At 76.1% G+C, this 7860-nt stretch carries 8 protein-coding genes; 4 read left to right on the top strand and 4 right to left on the bottom strand.

The features are described 5' to 3' along the window. Positions 1-36: 36 nt before the first annotated feature. From ACFW1A_RS35770 to ACFW1A_RS35755, 4 genes are all read right to left on the bottom strand, one after another. Positions 37-957 (bottom strand): MBL fold metallo-hydrolase, encoded by a 921-nt coding sequence (locus ACFW1A_RS35770; protein WP_380416833.1) that lies wholly within the window; start codon positions 955-957, stop codon positions 37-39. Positions 958-1045: 88 nt separating this feature from the next. Continuing rightward, a complete protein-coding gene (locus ACFW1A_RS35765) occupies positions 1046-1984 on the bottom strand; it encodes a 4'-phosphopantetheinyl transferase family protein (RefSeq protein WP_380416831.1) in 939 nt (312 codons plus the stop codon). Continuing rightward, positions 1981-3672 carry an acyl-CoA dehydrogenase gene (locus tag ACFW1A_RS35760; protein ID WP_380416828.1) on the bottom strand — a complete coding sequence of 564 codons (1692 nt, stop codon included), beginning with the start codon at positions 3670-3672 and terminating at the stop codon, positions 1981-1983. Before ACFW1A_RS35760 ends, ACFW1A_RS35765 begins: the two co-directional genes overlap by 4 nt. Positions 3673-3680: 8 nt before the next feature. Then, positions 3681-4115 (bottom strand): nuclear transport factor 2 family protein, encoded by a 435-nt coding sequence (locus tag ACFW1A_RS35755; protein ID WP_380416826.1) that lies wholly within the window; start codon positions 4113-4115, stop codon positions 3681-3683. Between the two features lie 181 nt (positions 4116-4296). Here ACFW1A_RS35755 and fabG point away from each other — a divergent pair, with 181 nt between their 5' ends. The 4 genes from fabG to ACFW1A_RS35735 all read left to right on the top strand — a co-directional run bounded on the left by fabG (position 4297) and on the right by ACFW1A_RS35735 (position 7808). Next, positions 4297-5082: a 3-oxoacyl-ACP reductase FabG gene (fabG, locus tag ACFW1A_RS35750; RefSeq protein WP_380416824.1), complete on the top strand. Its 786-nt coding sequence runs from the start codon at positions 4297-4299 to the stop codon at positions 5080-5082. A 9-nt stretch (positions 5083-5091) separates the two neighbouring features. After that, positions 5092-5862, top strand: coding sequence for a DUF6081 family protein (locus ACFW1A_RS35745; protein WP_380416821.1), 771 nt, complete (start codon positions 5092-5094; stop codon positions 5860-5862). Between the two features lie 116 nt (positions 5863-5978). Further along, positions 5979-6707 (top strand): SDR family NAD(P)-dependent oxidoreductase, encoded by a 729-nt coding sequence (locus ACFW1A_RS35740; protein WP_380416819.1) that lies wholly within the window; start codon positions 5979-5981, stop codon positions 6705-6707. Between the two features lie 75 nt (positions 6708-6782). Further along, entirely contained in the window at positions 6783-7808 is a 1026-nt protein-coding gene (locus ACFW1A_RS35735; protein WP_380416817.1) for an LLM class flavin-dependent oxidoreductase, read from the top strand. Positions 7809-7860 lie beyond the last annotated feature (52 nt).

The following is a 7860-nucleotide window of genomic DNA, read 5'->3' as shown; positions in this document are numbered from 1 at the left end:
GTCGTCGACGGTGCGGCCCCACGGCGTTGTCCCGGGTCAGGCGTGGCAGGCGGGCAGGCCGCCGTGGAACTCGATCATGTCGCCGAACAGCGCGCCGATGTCCATCCGCTCCCCCGGCACGCCGCCCATCGCCTCGCCGTACGCCCGGTGCAGGTTCGGGACCAGCCGCTCGGCGTCCAGCAGGTCCGCGTACGGGCCCAGGTCGGTCTGCCGGGCCAGCTCCAGCGGGCTCAGGCCGGCCGCCAGGCCCGCCGCGGCCAGCCCCTGCACCCAGCGCAGGTACTCCTCGGCCCGGTCCAGCACCTCGGGGCCGCCGATCGGCCCGTGCCCGGTGACCACCGTGGCGGCACCGAAGGCGCGCAACCGCTCGATCGCGGCCAGCGAGCCGGAGACCGAGCCCATCGGGCAGAACGGGGTGACCCCCGACATCACCAGGTCACCGGTGAACAGCACCCGCTGCTCGGGCAGCCAGACCACGGTGTCGTCGGTGGTGTGCGCCGGGCCGATGTGCACCAGCTCGGCGGTGACGTCCCCGACGTGCAGGGTCAGCGCGTCCCGGTAGGTGAGGGTGGGCAGCGCCAGCTCCGGCTCGCCCCAGACCACCCCGGGCCAGAGCGTGGTCAGGTGCAGGCCGGCAGCGGCCATCTCGCTGCGGGTGCGCTCGTGCGCCACCACCACCGCCTCGGGGGTGAAGACGAAGTTGCCGAAGGTGTGGTCGCCGTGGAAGTGGGTGTTGACCACGGTGCGCACCGGGTGCGGGGTGAGGGTGCGCACCGCCGCCCGCAGCGCCAGCGCCCGGGCCCGGGTGGCCGCGGTGTCCACCAGCGCCGCCTCGCCGCGCGAGACGATCACCCCGGAGTTGTTCAGGCACCAGCCGCCGTCCGGCTGCACCCAGCCGTACACCCCGTCGGCGACCTCCTGCAGCCGCCCCTCGGTCGCGTCCTGACGGTCCGTCATCTTGTCCTCCTGCTTGGTCGACACGTGAATTCCTCACTGGTGCGGTCGAGTTCGAGCGGTCATCATGGAGTTCGGCAGGCCGCGGGGGTCAGTGCGGCCGACCCGCCGCGGCCAGCACCGTGGCGGTCAGGTCGCCGTCGAGCATCGTGGCGGCCAGCGTGTCCCGGGTGTCGCCGAGCTGGCCCCGGCAGACGGCGGCGCTCATCGTGTAGCCGGTGCCGACCGGGTGCGACTCGAACCACCACTCGCCCGGCTCGGCCGGGACCCCGTCGGCCCGCAGCAGCCGGGCCGGGCCGGCCCCGGCCACCGGCTCGAAGCCGAAGGCCGAGAACGGCAGCCGCATGCCGAAGCCGAGCGCCTTGCCGTAGGCCTCCTTGAGCGTCCAGAGCCGCACCATGGCCGGATTGCGGTCCGGCTCGGGCAGTTCGGCCACCGCCCGCCGCTCGCGCTCGGTGCAGGCGTCCGACTCCAGTCCGCTGCCGACGATCCGGCGCTCGTCGGCCTCCACGTCCACGCCGATCAGGCCGAGGTGGCTCACCCCGACCACGATCAGCTCGCCGGTGTGGCTCAGGCTCACCTCCAACTGCCCGCAGCCGCGCACGTACGGGCGGCCGCTGGGTCGGCGGGCCAGGTCCAGCTCGTCCGGCGCGGCGCCCAGCGCGGCGGCCGCGGCGTGCTTGAGCAGGATCCGCGAGGCGGCGAACCGGCGGCGCAGCTCGGGGCTGCCGATGTGCCGGTAGCGCTCGGCCTCCCGGCCCAGCAGCCCGACCAGCTCCGGGCGGCCCGGATCGACCGGCTCCCAGTCCGCCAGCAGGCCCCAGACCAGGGCGTACCCGCCGGCCGCCAGCGCGCGGTGCAGGCCCGACCAGTCGCCGTCCGGGCCGGTGGCCCGGCTGGGCGCCGGCCCGCGGCCGTAGCCGGTCGAGCCGGCCAGGTCGTCGAAGACCTGCTGCCCGGCCGGCTGCGGCGCGAAGGCCTGCTGGTCGACGGGCCGGAGCCCGACGGCCGGTGTCGGTGCGGGAGTCATGCGGCAGCTCCTTGGGCGAGCGGACCGGGGGTGCCGATCGGATCGCGGTAGAGGTCGAGGGTGAGCGAGCGGGCGCAGCAGTCCAGCACCTGTTCCAGCGCCAGCGCCTCGGCCTGCGCCAGCTCCGGCGGCACCTGGACGCCCAGCCGCACCGCGATCCGGCCCAACTCCCCCAGCAGGCTCGCCGGGTCGGCCGGGTAGCCGGTCGTCCCGCCGGCCGACCAGAGCCCGGTGGCGGCCGCGGCGGCCGCCAGCAGCGCGTACCGCTCGGCCAGCGCGAAGCCGCGCGGGTTGGCCAGCAGGGCCGGCTGGTGCTCGGGCAGCGCCCGGCACTCCTCGCCCACTGCGGCCAGTTCCGCGGCCAGCGCCCGCAGCAGTTGCAGCAGCGGCTCGCGCCAGCGGCCCAGGTCGGCCCGCCCGGCCAGCCGCTCCGGGGCGGTGCGCAGCTCGGCCGCCAGCGGATCGCCGTCCGCCGCCAGCTGGGTCAGCGCCCAGGGCGGGGCGGGCAGGGCGCCGTGCAGCCGGAACAGCGCGGCCCCGGCCGGCTCGTCGGTGCGCCAGGACGTCCTTGCCAGTGAGGGGAGTTGGGGCAGGATGCTGGCCAGCGAGGCGGCCGAGCCGGCATGCCCGGGCGGCAGGTCGGCCAGGTCGCGCAGCTGCTTGCGGAAGGTGCCGTAGCTGCCCTCCTCCCGGTGGATCCGCGGCCCCAGCACGGCCGCGAGGTCGTCGGAGGCCTCCTGCAGCATCCGCGGCACCAGGTACTTGGCGGCCGCCGTGGGCAGGCTGGCGTCGGCGGGGGCCAGGTGCAGCGCCCGGATCGCCACCGCCAGCAGGCTGTCGCAGACCAGCAGGTCCAGGTAGGCACCGGCCACCGCGCGGCGGGTGTAGCGCGAGTCCAGCGCCCGCACCCCCGTCGCCCGCCCGGGACCGGCCAGCGCGACCACGGTGCGCAGCGCGGTGTCGGCGCAGCCCAGCGCCATCGAGGGCACCAGCGGCCGGCTCAGCTGCAGCGAGCGGAGCATCACCTCGGTCCCGCCGCCGACCGGGCCGAGCAGCGCCCCGGCCGGGGCCGGGCAGTCGGTGAACTGCAGCTCGCCGACCGGGCAGCCGAGCATTCCGCGGGTGCGGTGGCGCGGCAGCTCGCGCAGCGCGTCCGCGGGCAGCAGGGCCCGCTCCAGCAGCAGCGCCGAGTGGGCCCCGCCGCTGCGCCCGGCCCCGGTCCTGGCCAGCACCACCAGGCCGGCCGCCCGGGCCGCGTTGGTCACCACCGGCTTGCGGCCGTCCAGCCGGAAGCCGCCGGCGCCGTCCGGGAACGCGGTGATCCCGGCCGAGCTGCGGGTGTTGCCGTGCGCGATGTCCTGGAACAGCACCGACAGCTGCGCCCCGCCCAGCAGCAGCTCGGCCGCCCGGGCCCGCTGCGCGGCGCTCCCGTGCGGCCACACCGCCAGGCCGGCCACCAGCGGCGCCGCCCCGAAGGCGTAGCCGAGCGACAGGTCGCGCCGGAAGACCGCCCGCAGCAGCCGGGCCGGCCGGTCCAACCGGGCCAGTCGGCCGCCCAGTTCCACCGGCACCAGCTCCTGGTGCAGGCCGGCCTCGGCGAGCACGGCGGCGTGCCCCAGTGGGTTGGCCGCGTCCCAGGGGTCGCCCAGCAGCGCTTCGAGTCGACCGGCGCCGATCGCCGGGTCCATGGCTCCTCCTACTGGAACATCTGGTCGTGGGTCACCAGGCGGGAGCGGGTCAGCACCTCGCCGTCGGTGACCTCCAGCACGTCGTGCACGACGCAGCTGGGGGCGATCACGGGGGTGCCGCCGGGGCGGGTGGTGACCACCAGCGCGTAGACGGTGGAGGCGTAGCTGCCGTCGGGCTGCGGCTGCAGCGCGACGTGGGTGAACCAGTGGCGGCGCTGCACCGGGTCGCCGTCGAAGCGCTTGTGGAACTCCACCAGCTCCCGCACGATGCCCGCGCGGGTGACGGCGGGCTCGGCCTGCGGCGAGTGCTGGAAGCTGCCGTCCTCGGTGAAGGTGGCCGCGTAGTCCTCGAACCGCAGGCTGTCCAGCGCCTGCATCTGGTGCGCGTAGAAGTGCTGCACCTGGGCGTGGACCTCGGTCGGCACAAGGGTCTTGGTGGTCACGGGGATCGCTCCTGATCAGCTCGGGAATCGGTGCGGCCACGGTCGCCCCAGCTCCTCGGTTCCGGCTCGAAACCGACCCGGGCGGCCCTGGAGCGCGGGCGTCGAGCCCTGCCCGAGGTCGGCTCCAGGGGCCGGCCGCAGGCTCGGTGCGGCACGGAAACCATCACGCAATGGAGGAGAGATGACGGAGTCCGTCAAGCCGGTGGCCCTGGTGACCGGCGCGACCAGTGGGATCGGGCTGGAGATCGCGGAGCGGCTGGCCGGGCTCGGCGCCCGGGTCTTCCTCTGCGCCCGCCGCGACGAGGAGCTGTCCGCGACCGTCAAGTCGCTGCAGGACAAGGGCTACGAGGTGGACGGCACGGTCTGCGACGTGGCGCAGCCGGAGCAGATCAAGGCCTTCGTCCAGGCCGCCGTGGAGCGCTTCGGCCCGGTGGACATCCTGGTCAACAACGCCGGCCGCAGCGGCGGCGGCGCGACCGCCGAGATCCCGGACGAGCTGTGGCTGGACGTGATCAACACCAACCTGAACAGCGTCTTCCTGGTCACCAAGGAGGTGCTGAACGCGGGCGGCATGCTGGCCAAGGGCCGCGGGCGGATCATCAGCATCGCCTCCACCGGCGGCAAGCAGGGCGTGGTGCACGCCGCGCCGTACTCGGCCTCCAAGCACGGCGTGGTGGGCTTCACCAAGGCGCTCGGCCTGGAGCTGGCCCGCACCGGGATCACCGTCAACGCGGTCTGCCCGGGCTTCGTGGAGACCCCGATGGCCGAGCGGGTGCGCGAGCACTACGCGGGCATCTGGCAGGTCAGCGAGCAGGAGACGCACGACCGGATCACCGCCCGGGTGCCGCTGGGCCGCTACGTGACCACCCGTGAGGTCGCCGCCATGGTCGAGTACCTGGTCGGCGACGACGCGGCCGCCGTCACCGCCCAGGCGATCAACGTCTGCGGCGGGCTCGGCAACTACTAGGAGCCCCGGGTGACCAGCCAGCGCACACTGCTCTTCCGGGACGGCTTCGCGGCCGGCCCGGACCGCTGGGAGCCGCGCCCGGACGCGGCCGACGGCCGGGCCACCACCGGCCCCGACGGGCTCGACGTGGTCCCGGCCGGGGTGGACCCGGCCACCGGTCGGCCGGCCTTCGCCCGGCCGACCGGCCCCGAGCCGCCGTCCGCCTTCCTGCGGTGGGCGGCGGTGGCCCGGGCCACCGCGAGCTCCGGACTGCCGGGGTTCGACGCCAGGGACGGCGAACTGCTCAGCTGCTCGGCCGAGTTGGCCGTCGAGGTGGACGGCACCCCGGGTGTCCCCGGGCAGCCGGCCGCGGACGTCAAGGCGGGGGCGGGCGCGCTGCTGGCCTTCGACCGGGCCAGCGGCATGGTCTTCGACTTCGCGCTCACCCGCTCCACCGTGTACGCGATCTACGAACGGCTGCCGGGCGGCGGGCACCACGCGTTCTCCTGCGCGGTGCCGCTCGGCCCCGCCCGTCCGGGCGACTTCCACCACTGCGAGCTCGGGCTGGACCCCGCGGCCGGCACCGTGCGGTGGACCCTGGACGGCACGCCGCGATTGACCGTGGACCGGATCGGCGAGCAGGTCTTCGACGAGCCCGAACGGCTGCTGTGGACCGTCCCCGGCCGGGTGCGACCCGCGACGGTGCGCCAACTCGCCTTCGGCCTCGCCCTGCTGGCCGACCGACCGACCGGCCAGGGCGTGCGACTGCGGGCCCGCTCGGTCACCGTCACCACCGGCTGAACCCTCCGGACGGCTCCCCCAGGCCGTCCGCTCCGCGCGGGCGCCGGCCGGACTCCCCCACACCGGCCGGCGCCCGCACCCCCGTCAGCAGCAGTTCTGAAAGGACATCAGATCCCATGGCAGAGCAACGCGTCGCCCTGGTGACCGGCTCCTCGTCCGGTATCGGCGAGGCGGTGGCCCGGCGGTTCGCCGACGCCGGCATCCGGGTGGTGGTCAACTCGGCCCGCTCGGTGGCGGCCGGACAGCAGCTGGCCGCCGAACTGCCGGGCGCCCACTACGTCCAGGCCGACATCGCCGTCCAGGCCGACGCCGAGCGGCTGGTGGCCGAGACCGTCGAGCACTTCGGCCGGCTCGACATCCTGGTGAACAACGCCGGCACCACCACGTTCGTCCCGCACGCCGACCTGGCCGGGGCCACCCCCGAGGTGTGGCGGCGGATCCTGGACACCAACGTGATCGGCACCTGGCAGACCACGGTCGCCGCGGTGCCGCACCTGAAGGCCTCCGGCAACGGCGCCGTGGTCTCGATCTCCTCGATCGCCGGCAGCCGCCCGGCCGGCAGCTCGATCCCGTACGCCGTCTCCAAGGCCGCGATCGAGCACCTGACCCGGCTGCTGGCCAACGTGCTCGGCCCCGAGGTGCGGGTCAACGCGGTGGCGCCCGGCCTGATCGAGACGCCCTGGACCAAGGACTTCACCGCGATCGCCGAGCACGTGCGCCAGGCCGCCCCGCTGCGCCGGGTGGGCCTGCCCGAGGACGTGGCCGGCGCGGTCCTCGCCCTGGTCGAGTCGGCGTACACCACCGGCGCGGTGCTCGGCGTCGACGGCGGGGCCCACCTGCTCTGAGCGCCCGCCCATCCCCCGCACCCCGGGACCGTCCGCGGTCCCGGGGTGCGCCGTTCCCCGTGAAAGGAGCGCCCGATGCGCCTCGCCGTCAACCTCGGCTACCAGGGGGCCGCCGAACTGGCACTGGCTGCCGAGGAGTCGGACTACGCCCTGGCCCTCGCCCCGGAGGGGTACCGGTCCGACGCGGCCAGCGTGCTGGGCCTGCTGGCCGGGCGGACCCGCCGGATCGCGCTCGGCTCGGCGGTGATGCAGCTGCCGGCCCGCCCGCCGGGCCTGACCGCGCTCACCGCGGCCACCCTGCACGCGCTCAGCGGCGGACGCTTCCGCCTGGGCCTGGGCGCCTCCAACCCGCACGTGGCGACCGGCTGGTACGGCGCCGCCTACGACCACCCGGTGGCCCGCACCCGGGAGTACCTGACCGTGCTGCGCCGGGCGCTGACCGGTGAGCCGGTGGAGCACCGCGGCCGCTACTACCCGCTGCCGGCCGGCGGCGGGCCGGCCGCCGCACCGCTGCACGTGCTGACCGAGCGGCCCGGCCCCGCGCTGCCGATCCACCTGGCCGCGCTCGGACCCGCCATGCTGCGGCTGGCCGGGGAGCTGGCCGACGGCTGGCTGGGGGTCTTCAACACCCCCGAGTCGCTGGCCGAGGCAGTGGCCCTGCTGGCCGCCGGCCGGCCGGGCGGCGACCTGACCGGCTTCGAGGTGCTGCCCAGCCTGCCGACCGCGATCGACCCGGACCCGCGCGCGGCGGTGGACCGGCTGCGCGCGCACTACGTCTACATGCTGGGGATCGGCGCGGCGGCCGACAACTGCTACTGCCAACTGGCCGAGCGGCTCGGCTTCGGCCCGCAGACCGCGCTGGTCCGGGCCCGGCTGGCGGTCGGCGACCGGGCCGGCGCGGCCGCCGCGGTGCCGGCGGGGTTCGTCGAGCGGACCGCGCTGGTGGGCCCGGTGGAGCGGGTGGCCGAGCGGATGGCCGCCTACGCCGGGGCCGGGGCCACCACCCTGGGCGTCATGGTCACCGCGGCCGACACCGACCTGGCCGGCCGGGTCCGGATCCTGCGCGACGCGGCCCGGGCGGCGACGCTGGCCGCCGTCTGACCCGCCGCCCGACCCGCCGACACCCGTGGGGCCCCTCCCGGAGCGGCGGGAG

Source organism: Kitasatospora sp. NPDC058965, assembly GCF_042741245.1.
Taxonomy (GTDB): Bacteria; Actinomycetota; Actinomycetes; order Streptomycetales; family Streptomycetaceae; genus Kitasatospora.
The sequence above is the reverse complement of the archived record's forward strand: the minus strand, read 5'-3'. Positions and strand labels throughout refer to the sequence as shown.

Excerpts from the sequence above, each read along its gene's own strand:
- ACFW1A_RS35765 (WP_380416831.1), bottom strand. The coding sequence starts at position 1,984 with ATGACTCCCGCACCGACACCGGCCGTCGGGCTCCGGCCCGTCGACCAG.
- fabG (WP_380416824.1), top strand. The coding sequence starts at position 4,297 with ATGACGGAGTCCGTCAAGCCGGTGGCCCTGGTGACCGGCGCGACCAGT.
- ACFW1A_RS35735 (WP_380416817.1), top strand. The coding sequence starts at position 6,783 with ATGCGCCTCGCCGTCAACCTCGGCTACCAGGGGGCCGCCGAACTGGCA.
- ACFW1A_RS35770 (WP_380416833.1), bottom strand. The coding sequence starts at position 957 with ATGACGGACCGTCAGGACGCGACCGAGGGGCGGCTGCAGGAGGTCGCC.
- ACFW1A_RS35760 (WP_380416828.1), bottom strand. The coding sequence starts at position 3,672 with ATGGACCCGGCGATCGGCGCCGGTCGACTCGAAGCGCTGCTGGGCGAC.
- ACFW1A_RS35740 (WP_380416819.1), top strand. The coding sequence starts at position 5,979 with ATGGCAGAGCAACGCGTCGCCCTGGTGACCGGCTCCTCGTCCGGTATC.